This window comes from Pseudomonas sp. SDO52101_S400 (assembly GCF_054071635.1).
In genome coordinates this window covers 132946-150147 of sequence record NZ_JBSVWF010000004.1, presented here as the reverse complement: position 1 = coordinate 150147, position 17202 = coordinate 132946, and the positions used below count along the sequence as shown (strand labels likewise).

At 61.4% G+C, this 17202-nt stretch carries 17 protein-coding genes; 11 read left to right on the top strand and 6 right to left on the bottom strand.

Going from position 1 to position 17202, the window contains the following annotated elements:
• Positions 1-9: 9 nt before the first annotated feature.
• Positions 10-915, bottom strand: coding sequence for a LysR family transcriptional regulator (locus tag ACW9HX_RS03115; RefSeq protein WP_457379460.1), 906 nt, complete (start codon positions 913-915; stop codon positions 10-12).
• Positions 916-1029: 114 nt separating this feature from the next.
• On the opposite strand from ACW9HX_RS03115, the gene ACW9HX_RS03110 reads away from it, so the two are divergent.
• Entirely contained in the window at positions 1030-1908 is an 879-nt protein-coding gene (locus ACW9HX_RS03110; protein WP_457379459.1) for an MBL fold metallo-hydrolase, read from the top strand.
• 44 nt (positions 1909-1952) lie between these two features.
• The gene (locus ACW9HX_RS03105; protein ID WP_457379458.1) at positions 1953-2567 is read left to right on the top strand and encodes an NAD(P)-dependent oxidoreductase; all 615 of its coding nucleotides are present in this window, start codon (positions 1953-1955) and stop codon (positions 2565-2567) included.
• A gap of 195 nt (positions 2568-2762) precedes the next feature.
• Here ACW9HX_RS03105 and ACW9HX_RS03100 read toward each other — a convergent pair whose 3' ends face one another.
• Complete coding sequence (locus ACW9HX_RS03100) at positions 2763-3641, bottom strand: LysR substrate-binding domain-containing protein (RefSeq protein ID WP_074688417.1); 879 nt, start codon at positions 3639-3641, stop codon at positions 2763-2765.
• Between the two features lie 139 nt (positions 3642-3780).
• On the opposite strand from ACW9HX_RS03100, the gene ACW9HX_RS03095 reads away from it, so the two are divergent.
• From ACW9HX_RS03095 to ACW9HX_RS03070, 6 genes are all read left to right on the top strand, one after another.
• Positions 3781-5418 carry a 5-guanidino-2-oxopentanoate decarboxylase gene (locus ACW9HX_RS03095; protein WP_457379457.1) on the top strand — a complete coding sequence of 546 codons (1638 nt, stop codon included), beginning with the start codon at positions 3781-3783 and terminating at the stop codon, positions 5416-5418.
• Positions 5418-6866, top strand: coding sequence for an aldehyde dehydrogenase family protein (locus tag ACW9HX_RS03090; protein ID WP_457379486.1), 1449 nt, complete (start codon positions 5418-5420; stop codon positions 6864-6866). Before ACW9HX_RS03095 ends, ACW9HX_RS03090 begins: the two co-directional genes overlap by 1 nt.
• A 217-nt stretch (positions 6867-7083) precedes the next feature.
• Entirely contained in the window at positions 7084-8187 is a 1104-nt protein-coding gene (locus tag ACW9HX_RS03085; RefSeq protein WP_085730221.1) for an ABC transporter substrate-binding protein, read from the top strand.
• 172 nt (positions 8188-8359) lie between these two features.
• The gene (locus tag ACW9HX_RS03080; protein ID WP_007960163.1) at positions 8360-9268 is read left to right on the top strand and encodes an ABC transporter permease; all 909 of its coding nucleotides are present in this window, start codon (positions 8360-8362) and stop codon (positions 9266-9268) included.
• Positions 9265-10113 (top strand): ABC transporter permease, encoded by an 849-nt coding sequence (locus ACW9HX_RS03075; RefSeq protein ID WP_064599073.1) that lies wholly within the window; start codon positions 9265-9267, stop codon positions 10111-10113. Before ACW9HX_RS03080 ends, ACW9HX_RS03075 begins: the two co-directional genes overlap by 4 nt.
• 16 nt (positions 10114-10129) lie before the next feature.
• The gene (locus ACW9HX_RS03070) at positions 10130-11185 is read left to right on the top strand and encodes an ABC transporter ATP-binding protein (protein WP_457379456.1); all 1056 of its coding nucleotides are present in this window, start codon (positions 10130-10132) and stop codon (positions 11183-11185) included.
• 189 nt (positions 11186-11374) lie between these two features.
• On the opposite strand, the gene ACW9HX_RS03065 is transcribed toward ACW9HX_RS03070, so the two are convergent.
• Positions 11375-12304 (bottom strand): AraC family transcriptional regulator, encoded by a 930-nt coding sequence (locus ACW9HX_RS03065; protein WP_457379455.1) that lies wholly within the window; start codon positions 12302-12304, stop codon positions 11375-11377.
• A gap of 335 nt (positions 12305-12639) precedes the next feature.
• Between ACW9HX_RS03065 and ACW9HX_RS03060 the strand changes: the two genes are divergently transcribed.
• Positions 12640-12993 (top strand): putative quinol monooxygenase, encoded by a 354-nt coding sequence (locus ACW9HX_RS03060; protein WP_457379454.1) that lies wholly within the window; start codon positions 12640-12642, stop codon positions 12991-12993.
• A 43-nt stretch (positions 12994-13036) separates the two neighbouring features.
• The gene (locus ACW9HX_RS03055) at positions 13037-13279 is read left to right on the top strand and encodes a hypothetical protein (protein WP_096818378.1); all 243 of its coding nucleotides are present in this window, start codon (positions 13037-13039) and stop codon (positions 13277-13279) included.
• 6 nt (positions 13280-13285) lie between these two features.
• Here the strand turns inward: ACW9HX_RS03055 and ACW9HX_RS03050 are convergent, their stop codons facing one another.
• Positions 13286-13915, bottom strand: a complete 630-nt coding sequence (locus ACW9HX_RS03050) for a flavin reductase family protein (RefSeq protein WP_114885139.1) — start codon at positions 13913-13915, stop codon at positions 13286-13288.
• A 128-nt stretch (positions 13916-14043) separates the two neighbouring features.
• A complete protein-coding gene (locus ACW9HX_RS03045; RefSeq protein ID WP_085730226.1) occupies positions 14044-14361 on the bottom strand; it encodes a hypothetical protein in 318 nt (105 codons plus the stop codon).
• Between the two features lie 348 nt (positions 14362-14709).
• Here ACW9HX_RS03045 and ACW9HX_RS03040 point away from each other — a divergent pair, with 348 nt between their 5' ends.
• On the top strand, positions 14710-15468 hold the full coding sequence (locus ACW9HX_RS03040; protein WP_457379453.1) for a COG4705 family protein: 759 nt from the start codon (positions 14710-14712) through the stop codon (positions 15466-15468).
• A 63-nt stretch (positions 15469-15531) separates the two neighbouring features.
• Here ACW9HX_RS03040 and ACW9HX_RS03035 read toward each other — a convergent pair whose 3' ends face one another.
• Complete coding sequence (locus tag ACW9HX_RS03035) at positions 15532-16851, bottom strand: MFS transporter (RefSeq protein ID WP_115079020.1); 1320 nt, start codon at positions 16849-16851, stop codon at positions 15532-15534.
• Positions 16852-17202: the final 351 nt, after the last annotated feature.

The following is a 17202-nucleotide window of genomic DNA, read 5'->3' as shown; positions in this document are numbered from 1 at the left end:
CGAACGGGTTTACAAGCCGACATCCCACTGCGGGTTTTCGGGAAATCGCAGCACCAGAAAATCCAGCATGCTGCGCAGTGCCACCGGCATGTGCTTGCGCGAAGCATAGACCGCGTAGATGTTCATCCGCCGAGGCTCGGCGTGTGGCAGCAGGCGTACCAGCTCACCGCTATGAATATGCACGCCGGCCTGATAGGTCGGCAGCATCGCCACCCCGGCGCCGGCCAGGGTCGCGCGCAGCAGGGTACTGGCCTCGTTGGCGCTGATGTTGCCCTGCACCGGCACCGAGACCGGTTCGCCATCCTCCTCGAAATGCCACAGGCTCTTGCCGAAATAGGAGTGGGTCAGGCAGTTGTGTCGGCTCAGATCTTCTACGCGCTGCGGTTGTGGATGTTCCTGCAGATAGGCAGGCGCGGCGCAGACCACCGAGCGGCACACCGTCAGGCGCCGGGCGATGAGGTTGGGGTCGAGGTCGTTGCTGGTGCGGATCGCCAGGTCGATGCGCTCGTCCACCAGGTTCACCGTGCGATCGAGCATTTGCAGGTCGATGTTGACGCCCGGGTAGCGCTTGACGAACGCGGCCATGGCATCGGCCAGTTGCGCCTGGCCGAACGAGGTGCTGACGCTGATCCGCAACAAACCCCGTGGCGCATCGTCGGGTTCGCTGACGGCGGCCTGCATGTCGCTGGACAGTTCGAGCATCTGCCGGCAGCGCGGCAGGATCTCGTTGCCGGCAGCGGTCAGGCTCAGTTTGCGCGTGGTGCGATGCATCAGGCGCGCGCCGACCCAGTCTTCCAGTTCCGCCAGATACCGCGACACCACTGGCCGCGACAGGTCCAGGTGATCGGCCGCGGCCGACTGGCTGCCCAGATCCACTACCGTGACAAACACTCGCATTGCTTGGAGACGATCCATGATTTGCCCGCTTTCAGAAACAAACTATGTTTAAGCATCGCATTTTTTGTAATGAGTCTGGCAACTAAGCTCTGTCCCATCGCCAAGCACGGCATACGAACAGCGGAGCAACCCATGATCGGCTTCACCACTCTCAAGCGCGTTTTACTGGCCACCGCCACCCTCGGTTTTGCTGCTCACGCGGCGGCCGCTAACCTGAGCCTCGACGTCTACAACCCGGGCACCAACGCGATCTTCCCGGTGACCTCGGTGCTGGTCAGCGGTGAGAAGGACGCAATCCTGGTGGACGCCCAGTTCGGCAAATCCCAGGCCGAGCAGGTGGTGGAAAAGATCCGCGCCAGCGGCAAGCAACTGACCACCATCTACATCAGCCACGGTGACCCGGATTACTACTTCGGTCTCGACACCCTGACCAAGGCCTTCCCGAATGCCAAGGTGCTGGCCTCGCAGCCGACCGTTGATCACATCAAGCAAACCGTCGACGGCAAACTGGCTTTCTGGGGCCCGAAAATGGGCGCCGATGTGCCGGCCAAAACCATCGTGCCGGGCGTGCTCAAGGGCGACAGCCTGATGCTCGAAGGGCAGAAATTGCAGGTAGTCGGTCTGGAAGGCAAGCAACCGGATCGCAGCTTCGTATGGATTCCTTCGCTGAAAGCCGTGGTGGGTGGTGTCGTCGTCGCCGAGAACATCCACGTCTGGATGGCCGATACCCAGACTGCACAATCCCACGCCGACTGGCTGGACACCCTGCACTCGATCGAAACCCTGAAGCCGAAAACCGTGGTGCCGGGTCACTACCTGGGTGACAGCGCCCGTTCACTGGCCGCCGTGAAATTCACCGCCGACTACATCAAGGCGTTCGACGAAGAAACCGCCAAGGCCAAGGACTCTGCCGCGCTGATCGCCGCGATGAAAAAGCGCTACCCGAAACTGGGCGAAGAAAGCTCGCTGGAGCTGAGCGCCAAAGTCGCCAAGGGCGAGATGAAGTGGTAACCCGAATCTGAAAACGAGCACTCTCAAGCCAACTGGAGAATGTCATGAGCAAGATCGCAATCATTGGTGCCACCGGCCGTGCCGGCAGCCAACTGCTGGAAGAAGCCCTGCGTCGCGGCCACAGCGTCACCGCCATCGCTCGGGATACCTCGAAGATCGGCGTCCGCGCCGGTGTGGTCAGCAAGAATGTCGACGTGCTGGACGCCGCCGCGTTGCAGGACGCCGTCGCCGGCAACGATGTAGTCATCAGTGCCGCGCATTTCGCCACGGTGCCGGCCAGTGCGCTGATCGGTCCGGTGAAACAGGCCGGGGTGAAGCGTCTGCTGGTGGTCGGCGGTGCCGGTTCGTTGTTGCTGCCGGACGGCACCCGTGTGATCGACAGCGCCGGTTTTCCGGCCGAGTACAAGGCTGAGGCCAGCGCCGGTGCGGCGTTTCTCGAGGCCTTGCGTCAGGAGAAGGAACTGGACTGGACGTTCCTGTCGCCGTCGGCGCTGTTCTTCGAAGGTGAGCGCACCGGCAAGTTCCGCGTCGGCAAGGATGACTTGCTGGTGAGTGCTGAAGGCCAGAGTTCGATTACGTTTGCCGACTATGCGATTGCGCTGATCGACGAAGTGGAAACGCCGAAGCATTCGCGTCAGCGGTTTACTGTCGGTTATTAAGAACTAAAAAGCCCCTCACCCCAGCCCTCTCCCGGAGGGAGAGGGAGCCGACCGAGTTGTCTGACTTGATTCATCGACCTGAAAGTTCGAGTCGATTATGGATTCGGTACAGCACGTTCAGGTCGGCGTATTTCTCAAGCATCTCACGGTCGGCTCCCTCTCCCTCTGGGAGAGGGCTGGGGTGAGGGTAAGACGTCACCGCGTATGAGCCTGCTCCACCAACCACCCCATCAACTCCTGCAACTTCGCCGACGGCTCCGACGCCGGCGCCACGATGTAATAACCCAGTCCCGTCTTCACCTTCAGATCGAACGGCATCACCAGTCGCCCGGCGTTCAAGTCGTCGCCGATCAGTGACCAGTCGCCGATCGCCACCCCCGTCCCGTGGGACGCCATCGACATCGCCTGATCCAGAGTTTCGAAGTGCTGACCGCTGGCGATGTTGCTCAAGTGCAGCTCGGCGGCTTCAAGCCAGAGTGTCCAGTCGTCATCGGTGTGAGTCGGGTGCAGCAGCAAGTGTTGTTGCAAGTCGGCCGGTGTGTGCAGGGCCGGCCCACCGTTGAGCAGCGTCGGCGAGCAGACCGGCGTCAGTTGTTCATCGAACAGATGCAGGGTTGCAGGTGAGTCGTGGGGCGCTGTGCCGTAGATCACCGCCGCATCGAACTGCTCGCGATGAAAGTCCACTCCGTGTTGCAACGACGCCGTGAGTTTCACCGGCACGTCCGGGCGCTCGCGCTGCCATTGCAGCAGGCGCGGCAACAGCCAGCGCATCACGCAGCTCGGCGCCTTGAGTTGCAGGGTCTCGCGTTTGGCGCCGATCTGCTCCACCGAGTCGCCGATCAGGCTGAACACCTGCTGCACCCGTGGCAGCCATTCGCGACCTTCGGCCGTCAACTCCAGGCCCCGGGCCAGGCGAATGAACAACTCATAACCCAGATGTTCCTCCAGCCCGGCGATCTGCCGGCTTACCGCACCTTGGGTGATGTGCAACTGCTCGGCGGCCCGGGTGAAGTTGCAGCACTGCGCGGTGATCAGAAACGTGTGCAGGGCGGGCAGGGGAGGCAGTCGTTTCATGTGGATCCAAGGTATGACGTGAGGACATGGCTAGTATGAGCTTTTATCGATTGTTGCGGCTACGGGTCGCCCGTTTCAATGAGGCCAATCACCGGTTCCTTTAAAGCCCGGTGCCTCAACGAACAAGAAGGGCAAAGACATGGCGACATGTGGCGAAGTACTGGTCAAGTTACTCGAAGGTTATGGGGTCGAGCAGGTGTTCGGCATTCCCGGGGTGCATACCGTGGAGCTGTATCGCGGGCTGGCCCGTTCGAGCATCAACCACGTCACCCCGCGCCATGAACAGGGCGCCGGCTTCATGGCCGACGGCTACGCCCGCACCAGTGGCAAACCGGGTGTGTGCTTCATCATCACCGGCCCTGGCATGACCAACATCACCACCGCGATGGGCCAGGCTTACGCCGATTCGATCCCGATGCTGGTGATTTCCAGCGTGCAGTCGCGCAGTCAGCTGGGCGGCGGTCGCGGCAAGCTGCATGAATTGCCGAACCAGAGCGCACTGGTCGGCGGCGTGGCGGCGTTCTCCCACACGCTGATGTCGGCGTCCGAATTGCCGGGCGTGCTGGCCCGTGCGTTTGCGCTGTTCCAGGCCGGGCGTCCGCGTCCGGTGCACATCGAAATCCCGCTGGACGTGCTGGTCGAAGAAGCCGACGAATTGCTGAGCAGCGTGCCGGTCAACATCGACCGCGCCGGTGCTGCGCCGGCCGCCGTGAGCCGCATGACTGAACTGCTGGCCGGCGCCCAGCGTCCGCTGATCCTCGCCGGCGGCGGCGCCATCGACGCAGCGGCCGAACTCACTGAACTGGCCGAGCTACTCGACGCTCCGGTGGCCCTGACCATCAACGCCAAAGGCATGCTGCCGTCGAGTCATCCGCTGTTGATCGGCTCGACCCAGAGTCTGGTAGCAACCCGCGCCCTGGTAGCCGATGCCGACGTGATTCTGGCAATCGGCACCGAACTGGCGGAAACCGACTACGATGTGACCTTCGCTGGCGGTTTCGAAATCCCCGGCAAACTGTTGCGCGTCGATATCGATCCCGACCAGACCGTGCGCAACTACCCGCCTCATGTAGCGCTGGTGGCGGACTCGCGCAACGCGGCGCAAGCATTGCTGAGCGCGCTGTCGCACAAACCGCTGGCCGAGCGCCGCAACGATTGGGGCCAAGTGCGGGCCGCGCGTCTGCGTGAAGACCTGGCCGCGACCTGGGATGCACCGACGCTGGCCCAGACCCGTTTCCTCGAAACCGTGCTGCACGAGTTGCCGAACGCGGTGTTCGTCGGCGACTCCACGCAACCGGTGTACACCGGCAACCTGACGTTCAACCCGGAGCGCCCGCGCCGCTGGTTCAACTCGTCCACCGGTTACGGCACCCTCGGTTACGCCTTGCCGGCAGCGATTGGCGCCTGGCTCGGCGGCCCTCTGGAACACGGCGCACGTCCGCCGGTGGTGTGCCTGATCGGCGACGGCGGTCTGCAATTCACCCTGCCGGAGCTGGCCAGCGCCGTGGAAGCACGTACGCCAGTGATCATCCTGTTGTGGAATAACCAGGGCTACGAAGAGATCAAGAAATACATGGTCAACCGCGCCATCGAGCCGGTGGGCGTGGACATCTACACCCCGGACTTCATCGGTGTGGCCAAGGCACTGGGCTGCGCGGCGGAAGCGATCAGCTCCGCCGAACACCTGCGTGGCGCACTGCGCGCCGCCACGGATCGTCAGGGCCCGACCCTGATCGAAATCGACCAGACCCAATGGATGAAGGCGGTGGCCCAATGATGAATTTCCCGACCACACTCGACGGCCTGTACATCGATGGCCAGTGGGCCGCCGGCCGCGAACACCTGCGCGTCATCAACCCGGCCACCGAAGCGCTGCTGACCACGGTCAATGGCGGTGACGAAAGCGCCGTCAACCAGGCTGTAGCGGCGGCGACCGAAGCCTTCAAGGATTGGTCGAAAACCACCGGCGCCGAGCGCGGCGCGATTCTGCGCAATATTGCCAATGGCGTGCGCAACGGCCGTGATCACTTGATGAAATTGCAGTCGAGCAACAACGGCAAACCGCAGTTTGAAGCGGGCATCGATGTCGACGACGTAATCGCCACCTTCGAGTACTACGCCGAACTCGCCGAAGGCCTCGATGCGAAACAGGACAGCAATGTGCCGCTGCCCAGCGACGACTTCAGCGCACGTCTGCGCCGCGAGCCGTGCGGTGTGGTCGGGCTGATCGTGCCGTGGAATTTCCCGATGGTCACCACCGCGTGGAAACTCGCGCCGGCCCTGGCCGCCGGTTGCTGCGTGGTGCTCAAACCGTCGGAAGTCACGCCGCTGCCGGAGCTGGAGCTGGCGGCCATCATCGCCGAATCCGGTCTGCCCAAAGGCGTGTTCAACCTGGTGTGCGGCACCGGTCTGGCGGTTGGTGCGCCGCTGTCGGCGGACCCGCGCATCGCCAAGGTTTCCTTCACTGGCAGCAATGCCGTGGGCGTGCAAGTGATGCAGCGCGCCGCCGAAACCGTGAAGGGCGTGAGCCTGGAACTGGGCGGCAAATCCTCGCTGCTGGTTCTGGAAGATGCCGACCTTGATCTGGCGGTGGAGCTGGCTTGCGGCGGCGGTTTCTTCAACGCCGGGCAGATGTGCTCGGCCACCAGCCGGGTGCTGGTTGCCGATGAAATCGCTGATGAATTCCTGATTCGTCTGAAGGCCCGGGCGGAAAAAATCCGGGTGGCCGATCCGTTCGATCCGGACGTCGAGATGGGCGCACTGGTCAATCAGGCGCAGTACCAACGCGTGCTCGGTCACATCGACCGTGGCCTCAGTGCCGGGGCAAAGCTGATTTGTGGCGGCAATCGTCCGGCCGATCTGCCGCGCGGATATTTCTTGCAGCCGACGATCTTCACCGAAGTGCCCCTCGACAGTGCGCTGTGGTGTGAAGAGATCTTCGGCCCGGTGATCTGCGTGCGCAGTTTCGCTTCGGAACAAGAGGCGATTGCCCTGGCCAACGACAGTCAGTTCGGTCTGGTGGCGAGTGTTGTGACGCGTAACGCAGAGACTGCTGATCGGGTCGCCAACGCCTTGCAGGCGGGGTTGGTGTGGCTCAACGCGCCGCAGGTGATCTTCCCGCAGACCGCATGGGGCGGCTACAAACAGAGCAGCATCGGTCGCGAGCTGGGGCCGTGGGGCCTGACGGCATTTCAGGAAATCAAGCACGTGATCCGCGCGCTCTGAATGCCCGAAAAAGGTCAGCGCATGCCTCGCAACGAGGCATGCGCCGGCGTCATGGCTCCAATGAGTTTTTATCGATAGTCAGGTGTTTTGCACGACCTCAGGATGAACCCGCTGACCACGCTCAAGCCCTTTGAAAACGGGGGGTTGAGCGGATCCGGTCGAGCAGAGGCAAGGGTTGCGGTCAATCTCATACTTACAAGAATAATGGGAGTCCTACATGGGCGAGCACGATCTGAACAGGCGTCAATTCATCAAAACCGTCGGCGTGGCTTCGGTGGCTGCGGCGGCCATGAGCATGCCCTTCATCCGGGCCAGCGCCAGCGACACCCGTTTTGCCGGCAAGACCCTGCGCCTGCTGACCTGGTCCGATGACACAGGCCTGGCCGCACTGCGCAACATCGCTGCAACGTTTGAAGCCAAGACCGGTGCCAAAGTGATTGCCGACCGCACCGGCAGCACCTCGGAAATGGTCGCAAAACTCAAGGCCGGCGGTGACCGTCCGCAGTACGACATCATTACCTTGGCCGGGGTCGGCGCCGAAGGTCTGGCCGCTGCCGGACTGCTGGAAAAACCCGACCTCAACCGTATTCCCAACCTGATCGATGTTCCGGAGAAATACCGCACGGGGGCCAACGGTCACGGCATTGGTTACCTGCTGTGGTGCAACAGTCTGGTCTACAGCACCCGTACCCAGAAAGAAGCGCCTGACAGTTACGCCGCACTGTGGGACGCCGATCTGGCGCCGAATATTTTCCTGCCGCCGCCGAACTGGACCGAGGCCATGGACCTGATCATCATCGCCGCCAAACTGGCCGGTGGTGACGAACACAACATCGAACCGGGCTTCAAGAAACTCGCCGAGCTCAAGGAACGGGTGGTGACCCTGGGCGAAAACCCCAACCAGATCGCCGAGCTGTTTCGCACCGGCTCGCTGGACATGGGCGGCCTCTACGCCCCGGCGTTTTTCCCCAAGCAGATCCGCGATCCGAACTACGGCCTCGGTGCCACGTTCGGCATGAAGGAAGGTTTCTACACCGACCTGATGCTCTCGGTAATGCCGAAGAATCGTCCGGGCGATACCGATCTGGCCTACGCCTTCATCGACCACTCCCTCGACCCGCTGGTGCAGGGCAAGATGGCCGAAGACATCTTCAACGGCCCGGTCAACGCCAAGGCGATCATCTCCGCCGAAGCGCGCAAGAGCCCGTTCATCCTCACGCCGGAGCAGATCGCGGAGAAGGCGATCATGCACGACAACGCCTTCCTGGCGACCGTGCATGACCAGTGGATTCGTCGCTACACGGAAATCTTTTCTTCCTGATCCGAAACACCACAAATCCAATGTGGGAGCGGGCTTGCTCGCGAATGCGTCGGCACATCCAACATCAATGTGACTGATACACCGCTTTCGCGGGCAAGCCCGCTCCCACAGGGTTCGCGGTGGTTTGGAGATCTGTGTTTGTCTGCTGCTTTCCATTGACGAGATCATTGCTATGGAACATCAATCCCTGACCCAACCGGTCGGCGCGGGCGACGTGCGCCCGGCGCGCGGTGTTTCGCCGACTGCGCGTGCGTGGTTTTTCCTCACGCCGTCGATGCTGTTTCTCGGCGTGCTGATTGCCGCCAGCCTGTTGGTGCTGCGCATGAGCGTCGGCACCAAGGGCGCGGAATGGTCCGGTTTCAGCCTGGCCAGTTACGCCCAGTTGCTCGAACCCTACTACCTCAAGTCGTTACTGCTGACCTTGCGTCTGGCGCTGATCAGCGCGGTTATTGCCGTGGTGTTGGCCATTCCGGTGGCGTACACCATGTCGCGCCTGACGTCGCCATTCGTGCGGCGGATTTTTCTGGCGGCGGTGCTGTTGCCGTTGCTGGTCAACCTGCTGCTGCAAAGCTATGGCTGGCTGGTGATCCTCGGCCCCGGCGGCATGCTCAACCAGACGCTGATGGGCCTCGGTCTGATCAAGCGCCCGATCATGTTGCTGTACAACCAGAACGGTGTGTTGATGGGCCTGGTGCAGACCGCGTTTCCATTGGCCGTGCTGCCGATTGCCAGCGCCATGCGCGGTGTTGCCCGCAGCTATGAAGAGGCCGCTGCGACGCTTGGCGCCAGTCGCTTTCAAGTGTTCCGTCAGGTGGTGTTGCCGATGAGTCTGCCGGGGATCATCACCGGCGCGACTCTGGTGTTCGCTTACAACGCCAGCAGCTTCGTGGTGCCGCTGTTGCTCGGTGGCCGTCGCGTGCCGATGCTCGCGGTGATGGTGCATGACCAGATCGCCCCGCTGATGAACTGGCCCGCTGCGTCCGCTGCTGGCGTGGTGCTGATCGTCACCACCCTGGCGATCATGACCTTGTCCGAATACATCACCGGCCGCCGTCGCCGTCTGCTGGAGGCTTCGCAATGAGTGCCCTGATCAAGAAGCGTCAGTCGCTGTTGCCGGGCGACACCGGCAAGTTCGCCGGCATTCTTTCCGGGATCATTTTGTTCCTGGCCGTGTTGCCGATCCTGACCATGATCGTGATGTCGTTCAGCGGTGCGTCGAACCTCGACTTCCCGCCGAGCAGCTACAGCCTGCAATGGTACAAGGCGGCGTGGCACACCTTTGTGTCGCCGGACGCCAGCGATGTGCTGAGCCTCGGCCAGGCGATGGGCACCAGTTTGCTGGTGGCGTGCCTGACGATGATTTTCGCCACGCTGATCGCGGTGCCGGCGGCTTACGCGCTGACCCGTTGCGAGTTCCGTGGCAAGGGCGTGGCGCTGCAACTGATGTCGCTGCCGCTGGTGTTTCCGATGGTGGTGCTGGGGCTGGCCTTGCTGCTGGTGTTCGACAGCCTGCCGTTCCATATGACCACTTCGCGGCTGGTGATTGCCCACGTGATTCTGGCGCTGCCATTCGTGGTGAAGAACTGCACGGCGGCCATGCTTTCCATCGGCAGCGAAGTCGAAGAGGCCGCGCAGATGCTCGGCGCTTCGCCGTTGCGCGCCATCGTCGATGTGGTGGTGCCGCTGATGAAATCGGGGATTCTGGCGGGGATGCTGCTGGCGTTCATCGTCTCGTTCAACGAATTCACCGTGACCTATTTCCTCTACACCATCGACGTCATGACCGTGCCGATCTGGATGTACAGCCGCACCGTGTCATCGCTCGACCCTACCGTGTTCTCGTTTGCCGTGCTGATCGTGCTGATCGACTTCGTCCTGATCTGGGCGCTGGAGAAGCTGGTGGGCGAGGGCGGCGTTTCGTTCTGATTTCTTGAGGTGATTTATGTCTGGTCTGATTCTGGAAAACGTCGAGAAACACTACGGCTCGGCCTGCGCGGTAAAAGACGTCAACCTGCATTTGCCCGAGGGCAAACTGGTGTGCTTCCTCGGTCCGTCGGGCTGCGGCAAGACCACGTTGCTGCGAATGATCGCCGGGCTGGAAACCCTTACCGGCGGCGAGATCCGCCTGGACGGCGAGGACATCGGCCACACCCCGGCGCACCTGCGCAACTTCGGCATGGTGTTCCAGTCGCTGGCGCTGTTCCCGCACATGACCGTGGGTGAGAACATCGCCTATCCGCTGAAACTGCGGGGTGTGAGCAAGGCGGATCAACAGGCGCGGGTGGTGGAGTTGCTGGAGCTGATCCAGCTGCAAGCGATGATTGATCGTCCGGTGGCGAAACTCTCTGGCGGTCAGCGTCAACGGGTGGCGATTGCCCGGGCGATTGCCTCGCACCCGAAAATCCTTCTGCTCGACGAACCGCTGTCGGCGCTGGATGCCAAGCTGCGTGAGTCGATGCAGGTGGAAATCCGCCAACTGCAACAACGCCTGAACATCACCACCATCATGGTCACCCACGACCAGCGCGAGGCCATGACCATGGCCGATATCGTGGTGGTCCTTGGTGAACATCGAGTGCAGCAGGTGGGTACGCCGATTGAAATCTACCGGCATCCGGCCAACGAGTTCGTGGCGGACTTCATTGGCTCCGGCAATATTTTCCCGGCTACGGCGCTGGGCGATGGCAAGGTCGTGCTGCCGGGCGGCGATGCCCTGCAAGTGCCGATCTGCAGCAGCATCGTGGTCGGGCAGAAGGTCAAGATGCTGATCCGCCCCGAAGACCTGCAATTGTCGGCGCCCCAGGCTACGGCGGGCAATCGCTTGCTGGGCAAGGTGACTTTCGTGCGGGATATCGGCGCGACGATCGAGACTACGGTGGAATGTTCCGGGGTGACGTTTACGGCGCTGAGTACGCCGTGTCAGGGGATAGGGTTGGGGATTGGGCATCCTGTTTCGGTGACGTTGCCGAGTGAGGCTTGTCGGGTGTTGGGCGCTTAATTACTCTGCTGCTCGAAATCGCTCCCTCACCCCAGCCCTCTCCCGGAGGGAGAGGGGGCCGACCGAGGTGTTTGTTCGAGGTACATCGACCTGAAAAATCAAGGTGAACTCGAGTTTGAGAACAACAGCGATCGGCTCCCTTTCCCCCTCGCCCCCTTGGGGGAGAGGGCTGGGGTGAGGGGGTAGCTTTTAGACGCTCAATCGTAGGCGCGCCAAATCCCTCAACGGCGGCGCCCCAAACAACCGACTGTACTCACGACTGAACTGCGACGGACTTTCATACCCCACCCGATACCCCGCTGCCGAAGCCTCCAGCCCTTCAGCCAGCATCAATCGCCGCGCTTCTTGCAGGCGCAGCTGCTTCTGATACTGCAACGGACTCATCGCCGTCATCGCCTTGAAACGGTGATGCAGGGTCGAGACGCTAAGGTTCACTTCCTTCGCCAGGTCATCAATGCGCAGCGGCTGTTCGAAGTTGCCGTTGAGCCATTTGATCGCTTGGCTGATGCGGTGGCTCTGGCTGTTGGCGATGGCGATTTCATACAGCCGATGGCCCTGCGGGCTGCGCAGCAGGCGATAGAGAATTTCCCGACGGATCAGCGGCGCGAGCATGGCGATGTCTTTCGGCGTGTCCAGCAGGCGGGCCAGACGCAGCACTGCATCGAGCATCGCACTGTCGATTTTCTCTACATACAGACCGCGCCCGGTCGGCCGGGTCGGTACGCCCATCGGGCCGGCATCGGCGATCAGCGCGGTGATTTCCGCCGGATCGATGTCCAGGCGCACGGCGAGGATCGGCGCCTCAGGCGAGACATTCACGACGCGCCCGCTCAACGGCATCGAAACCGAGACCACCAGGTAATTCAGCGGGTCGTAATTGAAGTACTCGTCCGCCAGCCGCACCTCTTTTCGCCCCTGGGCCATGATGCACAGCGCCGGTTGCGCAAGCACCGGGGCGAAGTCATGGGATTGGGTATGACGCGACATGAACAGCGAGCCGACGGCGGTGGCATAACTGCCATCTTCGGACGTGTTGCGGCGGATGATGGCTGCCAGTTCCGCGCGCTGCTTTTCCATGTCGGCATCGGGCGGCGCCTGAAAACGATCGAAAGACGTCATGCACAGCCTCCTCGGCAAGGGATGGAATGGGAGCAGAGCATAAGTTTGTGCAAGCGCAAGCGGTAGACACATCCTGCGAAATGCTTGCCTGATCCTGCATTGGGTTGTTGGCCCGTCCAGCCATAGCAGGACGCAGGTCGTCAGAGTTGCCCGAAATCGGTGTGACAGGACGGTGACAGGAAATCACGGCTTGTCACAGGTCTGAAAGACAGTCTCGCAGGATTGTGCAACGCGACAGCAGGAATCGACTAACGGCGAACGCTGCCCGGCCCTTAACCTTGGATCCTGTCGCAGCCCGTCCCCGGCTGCCACGCGACTCCCTGGGAGGGTTGAACATGTCCAAGCAGATTCCCGTCAGTCATATGGCCTTTGTTCGAGCGCGCGCCGGGCGCTCGGCGGAACTCGGCATGCGCCTGAGCGCGCTGATCGAACCGTCCCGTGCCGCCGCCGGTTGCCTGAGCTTTTCCTTGCAGCATTCGCAGTGTGATCCGGAGTTGTGGCTGGTCTCCGGCTTCTGGACCAACCAGCAATCGATGACCGCCTATTTCAGCAGCCCGTCGATGGAAGTCTTTGCCGAGCTGGTGCAGGACCTGGTGGTCAACAGCCTGGATTTCCACACGTTTAAAGATGTGTCGGCGGCGCAGGCATTGGGTCAAAGTTGCGCGCCGATACACAAACTCGCCGGTTGAGGGTTTAATGGCCGGCCTATCTGACTGAGCCAGGACCTGCGATATGGCACGTAAAGAGTTCGAACACTTCGAAGCGGTTTCCGCTGTAGTCCCCGTCGAGTTGGGCAGCAACAAGGGTTATCACGCGGCAATCGCGGTCAAGGCCCTGGTCGACGGCGGTGCGCCACGCTTTCACAAACTGTTGAATGACCAGGTCTTCCCTGGTGCCATTGCCGCTGATGAAGCGGCCATCAACGAGCTGGACAAGCTCAAGGGCGTCACTGATGACGCCGAGCTGATCTGGTAACCGCGTTTATTTGACGGCGCCCGGGCGCCACATCTTGAACAATGCCTCCGGCCCCAGCTGGAAGTAGTCCGCCGGCCCGCCGCCTCGCAGAATCGGTTCTGCAGCGGCGGTGTCGTAGATCCCGTCCTTCAACAGCCATTTGGCAATGTGCACGGCGACCACTTCACCGAGCACCAGCCAGCTCGGCACCGTCTCGCCGTCAGCGCGCTGCAACTGAATGATCTGCGTGACCTTGCATTCAAAGGACACCGGGCTTTCGGCTACGCGCGGCACGGCAATCACCTTCGACGCCACCGGCGTCAGCCCCGCCAGTTCGAACTCGTTGACCTCGGGCGCGACCGCTGCGCAGCTCTGGTTCATCTGCTCGGCCAATGGGCGGGTCGCGAGGTTCCAGACGAATTCACCGGTCTGCTCTATGTTGTTCAGGCTGTCTTTGCGCCCGACGCTGGAGAACCCGATGATCGGCGGAATGTAGTTGAACGCGTTGAAAAAGCTGTAAGGCGCCAGATTCAGCTTGCCTTCGGCATCCTGCGAAGAAATCCAGCCGATGGGGCGCGGACCCACGATCGCGTTGAACGGATCGTGGGGCAGACCGTGGCCGTTGGCCGGTTCGTAGAAATGGATGTCATCGGGCATGGCGGGGTGTTCCTGAAGGCTTTTATAAGCGGCCAATAGTGCAAGTCCGGTCCGCGAAGATCAAATCCCGACCTTTGGAAATGAACAAGCCCGGCAATGGCCGGGCTTGGGTGTCTGCATTCTGCCGATCAGCTGATGGCTGCAGCAGTGCCGGTTTTATCGAAACCGTCGGCAGCGATGGCTGCGGCGGTGCCGGTTTTGTCGAAGCCGTCGGCCGCGATGGCTGCAGCGGTGCCAGTCTTGTCGAAGCCATCGGCAGCAACGGCTTTGCCGACGTTGGTTTTATCGAAACCATCGGCAGCGTAGGCGCCCGAGTGGCTGGTTTCGATGGCGGCGCTGGCGCCGGAAATGAAGTCGGCGGATTTGGTCTTGTCCGAGCCATCGGCGGCGAAGGTGTTGGCGGCCAGTACGGACAGGGTCAGGGCGAGGATCAGTTTGGTTTTCATGGTCGTTCTCCAGATTCGAAATTGGTTGGCGATGTGTTTCGCATGGGGTTCATGCTACGCCAACTAAATTGATTAAAAAGCGCAAAATAATGCTAAAAACAATCGATTAACTCGATATTAAGGGCGGCGCATTCAAATCGCTTTCGTCGTCGGAGCGAGCGTCGCGCAGGTCATCGATCAGGTAGGTGCAGGATGCGGCAGAGGCATTAACCGGTGATTAATCGCCGCTTTTGGGGTGTGTGACAGATTTTTCATACATTCCCGACCGGTTTTTCACCCTCGTAACGCCAGTCTGCCGGCGGCCAGAAAACCAAGAACCGGCCGTCACACACTGGAGCTTTACCTGCAATGAACAAACTGCCCCAAATCACCCTGGCCTTCTGGGTCATGAAAATCTGCGCGACGACCCTGGGGGAAACCGCGGGGGATTTGCTGTCGATGACCCTTAACGTCGGCTACGCCATGAGCTCGCTGATCCTGATCAGCGTGTTCGTCCTGACGCTGATCACGCAACTGATGTCCAAGACTTACAAGCCGCTGCTGTACTGGATCGTGATCCTGTCGACCAGCACCGCCGGCACCACCATGTCCGACTTCATGGACCGCACGCTGGAGCTGGGTTACGCCACAGGTTCCATGATCCTGATCGCGATCCTGCTGGCGATCTTCGCGGCGTGGCGCCTGAGCGGCGATTCGCTCAACGTCACCAAAGTGCAGAGCTTTCGCGGCGAGATGTTCTACTGGATGGCGATTCTGTTCTCCAACACCTTGGGCACCGCGCTTGGCGATTACCTGGCGGACGACTCGGGCCTGGGCTTTGCCGGTGGCGCGCTGCTGATCGGCTCGGCGATTGCTGTGGTCGTATTGCTCAAGTACTTCACGAAGATTTCGTCGGTTGCGCTGTTCTGGGTGGCGTTCGTGCTGACCCGGCCGTTTGGCGCGACCCTGGGCGACTTGATGACCAAGTCCCATGAGAAGGGCGGTCTGGACTTCGGCACCATCGGTTCTTCGGCGGTGCTGGCGGGGATTCTGCTGGTGATGATCGTGGGCGCGTCTTATGCGCAGAAGCGCTATGGTAGCAAACAGGGGGTTGCCGAATTGTCCTGATCGGGAAATCGGACAGGTAAGAAACGCGCGAAGGTCTTGCACCTTCGCGCGTTTTTTTTGCGATCAGTCAGTGACGATGCGCGAATGTTTCTGGGTGTCTTTCATGGTGATGTACACCAGCAGGGACACCGCGATGCACGCGGTCACGTACCAGTAGTAGCCGGTTTCCATGCCGATGCTCTTGAACCACAGCGCGATGTATTCGGCGGTGCCGCCGAAGATCGATACGGTCAGTGCATACGGCAGGCCGACGCCCAGTGCGCGGATTTCGGTCGGGAACAGCTCGGCCTTCACCACGGCGTTGATCGAGGTGTAGCCGCTGACGATGATCAGCGCCGCCATGATCAGGAAGAATGCGCCCCACCAGGTCTGGATGGTGTGCAGGGTCATCAGGATCGGCACAGTGAAGATCGTACCAAGTACGCCGAAGGCGATCAGGATCGGGCGACGACCGATCTTGTCGGACAGGCCACCGATGATCGGTTGCAGGCACATGAACAGGAACAGCGTGGCGGCGGAAATGGTGGTGGAGTCGGAGATGCTCATGCCGACGGTGTTCACCAGGTATTTCTGCATGTAGGTGGTGTAGGTGTAGAACGCCAGCGTACCGCCCATGGTCAGGCCGACCACGGTGAGCAGCTCCTTCGGATGGCGCAGCAAGGTGCGCATGGCGCTTTCCTTGGACTTCTCTTTCTTGGTGAACGACTCGGTTTCTTCCATGCCGCGACGCAGGTACAGCGCAACGATTGCGCACAGCGCGCCGATGGCGAACGGGATGCGCCAGCCCCAGGCGTACAGCTGTTCAGTGGTGAGCATGTTCTGCAGCACGATCAACACGCCCAGCGCGATGAGCTGGCCCGAGATCAGGGTCACGTACTGGAAGCTGGAGAAGAAGCCGCGACGTTCCTTGGTCGCCATCTCCGACAGGTAAGTGGCCGAGGTGCCGTATTCGCCACCGACCGACAGGCCTTGCAGCAGACGGGCGAAGACCAGCAGGATCGGCGCGCCGATGCCGATGGTTTCGTAGTTCGGGCTGAGGGCGATCAGCAGGGAGCCGAAGCACATCAGGTACACCGAGGCCATCAGCGCCTTTTTACGGCCGACCTTGTCGGCGTACAGCCCCATCAGCCAGCCACCGATCGGGCGCATCAGAAAGCCCACGGCGAAGATCGCGGCGGTGTTCATCAATTGGGCGGTGGTGGAGCCGGCGGGAAAGAAGGTCTTGGCGAAGTACAGCGAGAAGGCGGCATAGACGTACCAGTCGTACCACTCGACCATGTTGCCGACGGAACCGCTGAAGATCGACTTGATGCGACTGGCGGTGGTTCGTTCTTTAGCCGGCACGGCAGCCGACCCAAGAGGCAGGGCGTTGGAGTTATCCATTGAAGGATCCTTCGTTTAATTGTTTTTGTGGAGCGCGTTGAAACGCAGCCTGCGAGGGCTATAGCAGGAGCTGTGCCAACGGGGGGAGGGCCGGTTTAGAGGGGGTAGGGGGAGTTGGTGAGCGGGATTTTGCCGATGAGCCGGGATGAATGAGCGGATTTCCGCTTATCGTGGGGGAGATCAAAAGCCCCCTCACCCTAACCCTCTCCCGGAGGGAGAGGGGACTGACGGAGTCGATTATTCGGGGTACATCGACCTGAATTGCCGAGTCGAACTCAGGTTTGAAAACCAGCGCAAAACGGCTCCCTTTCCCCCTCGCCCCCTTGGGGGAGAGGGCTGGGGTGAGGGGGA

Coding starts and splice junctions, on each gene's coding strand:
- ACW9HX_RS03050 (WP_114885139.1), bottom strand. CDS start 13,915: ATGCCCGATGACATCCATTTCTACGAACCGGCCAACGGCCACGGTCTG.
- ACW9HX_RS03070 (WP_457379456.1), top strand. CDS start 10,130: ATGTCTGGTCTGATTCTGGAAAACGTCGAGAAACACTACGGCTCGGCC.
- ACW9HX_RS03045 (WP_085730226.1), bottom strand. CDS start 14,361: ATGAAAACCAAACTGATCCTCGCCCTGACCCTGTCCGTACTGGCCGCC.
- ACW9HX_RS03105 (WP_457379458.1), top strand. CDS start 1,953: ATGAGCAAGATCGCAATCATTGGTGCCACCGGCCGTGCCGGCAGCCAA.
- ACW9HX_RS03060 (WP_457379454.1), top strand. CDS start 12,640: ATGTCCAAGCAGATTCCCGTCAGTCATATGGCCTTTGTTCGAGCGCGC.
- ACW9HX_RS03035 (WP_115079020.1), bottom strand. CDS start 16,851: ATGGATAACTCCAACGCCCTGCCTCTTGGGTCGGCTGCCGTGCCGGCT.
- ACW9HX_RS03090 (WP_457379486.1), top strand. CDS start 5,418: ATGAATTTCCCGACCACACTCGACGGCCTGTACATCGATGGCCAGTGG.
- ACW9HX_RS03065 (WP_457379455.1), bottom strand. CDS start 12,304: ATGACGTCTTTCGATCGTTTTCAGGCGCCGCCCGATGCCGACATGGAA.
- ACW9HX_RS03040 (WP_457379453.1), top strand. CDS start 14,710: ATGAACAAACTGCCCCAAATCACCCTGGCCTTCTGGGTCATGAAAATC.
- ACW9HX_RS03055 (WP_096818378.1), top strand. CDS start 13,037: ATGGCACGTAAAGAGTTCGAACACTTCGAAGCGGTTTCCGCTGTAGTC.
- ACW9HX_RS03080 (WP_007960163.1), top strand. CDS start 8,360: ATGGAACATCAATCCCTGACCCAACCGGTCGGCGCGGGCGACGTGCGC.
- ACW9HX_RS03095 (WP_457379457.1), top strand. CDS start 3,781: ATGGCGACATGTGGCGAAGTACTGGTCAAGTTACTCGAAGGTTATGGG.
- ACW9HX_RS03115 (WP_457379460.1), bottom strand. CDS start 915: ATGGATCGTCTCCAAGCAATGCGAGTGTTTGTCACGGTAGTGGATCTG.
- ACW9HX_RS03110 (WP_457379459.1), top strand. CDS start 1,030: ATGATCGGCTTCACCACTCTCAAGCGCGTTTTACTGGCCACCGCCACC.
- ACW9HX_RS03075 (WP_064599073.1), top strand. CDS start 9,265: ATGAGTGCCCTGATCAAGAAGCGTCAGTCGCTGTTGCCGGGCGACACC.
- ACW9HX_RS03085 (WP_085730221.1), top strand. CDS start 7,084: ATGGGCGAGCACGATCTGAACAGGCGTCAATTCATCAAAACCGTCGGC.
- ACW9HX_RS03100 (WP_074688417.1), bottom strand. CDS start 3,641: ATGAAACGACTGCCTCCCCTGCCCGCCCTGCACACGTTTCTGATCACC.